Here is a 1344-nt window from a genome sequence, read left to right as displayed (position 1 = left end):
CGAGGAGAAAAAGTGTGAATGATATTATTTCTTCTCTCCAATTTGAAATTTCTCATAGCTTTACAAAGAAAAATTTTGTAGTTGATGTGAAGGATTTCAGTAGAAACAGAAATCTTTCTTTTTCCGTAACCTTATTATTTATGATTAATTTTTTAACTAAAAGTTTATCCTTGGAAATCGTTAATTTTTTAAGTTTTCTCAAGAGAAAAGGAATTCCACAAAAGTCATTCAGCAAGAGCGCTTTCGTACAGGCACGTAAAAAAATAAAGCCTGAAGTTTTTAATCATTTGAATGAAAAACTGACCGAAGAGTTCTACACGGACAATAGTGCAGTAAAAACAAGATTTTCGGGAAAACGAATTTTGTCGGTTGATGGCTCCAGACTGACTCTTCCCAGAACAAAGGAATTGGAAGAAATCTATGGTAGAACAAAAAATCAAACAGAGACCTATATCATTCAAGGAAAAGCCTGCGTTTTGTATGATGTTCTGAATAAAATTGGTATTGGAGGTATTTTGTCTTGCGTAGATACCGATGAACGGATTCAGGCAAAACAGCTTTTGAACTCCTGCAGAAAAGGAGATTTGATTATTTATGACAGAGGTTTTGCATCTTTCAATTTTATCCATGAACATAGGGAAAGGGATTTAGACTTTGTCATGCGAATGCGTGTAGGTTTCAGTATCGTTGTGAAAGAATTTGTAGCCGGTGGCGAAGCTTCGCAAGTGGTAAAAATGTACCCTGGGAAAAACACCAATTTAGTAGGAAAGCCTTATGATAAAGATGATTATTTGGTGGTAAGGTTACTTCGGATTATTTTACCGGATGGAGAAATTGAGGTTTTGGCAACCTCTCTTGAGGATGAAGAACTATATAAGAATGAAATATTTAAAGAACTCTACTTTGAGAGATGGAAAATAGAAACGTATTATGATGAGCTTAAAAATAAACTTAAAATCGAGGAGTTCTCGGGTTATTCTAACCAAAGCATACTGCAGGATTTTTATGCTACTTTGCTGGTAAGTAATATCCAAAGTCTGATCGTAGGGGAGCTTAATGAAGAATTACAGGAGAAAAAGGGGTCTAAAAAGTATCATTATAAGGTAAACACTTCATTATCTTATGGTTTTTTGAAAGACAGAGTCTTATCTTTACTTTTTTCAAAAGATAATATAAACGAGCCGATGGAAGAGTTAAAAATGCTTTTCAGGAACCATCTAATTCCAATAAGACCAGATAGAGCAAATAAAAGGAATATTGGTAAATACAGAGCAAGAGCAAAACCAATAGTTCCTAAAAATCAACGAAATAGCTTATGAAATACACTAACTTAATGACATTGGG

At 33.9% G+C, this 1344-nt stretch carries 1 protein-coding gene; it reads left to right on the top strand.

Features of this window, described 5'->3' with window-relative positions; genetic code table 11:
* The coding region (locus BUB80_RS23200) for an IS4 family transposase (protein WP_139262926.1) at positions 1-1319 on the top strand (1319 nt) is incomplete at its 5' end.
* Positions 1320-1344: the final 25 nt, after the last annotated feature.

Source organism: Chryseobacterium polytrichastri, assembly GCF_900142445.1.
Taxonomy (GTDB): domain Bacteria; phylum Bacteroidota; class Bacteroidia; order Flavobacteriales; family Weeksellaceae; genus Chryseobacterium; species Chryseobacterium polytrichastri.
The sequence above is the reverse complement of the archived record's forward strand: the minus strand, read 5'-3'. Positions and strand labels throughout refer to the sequence as shown.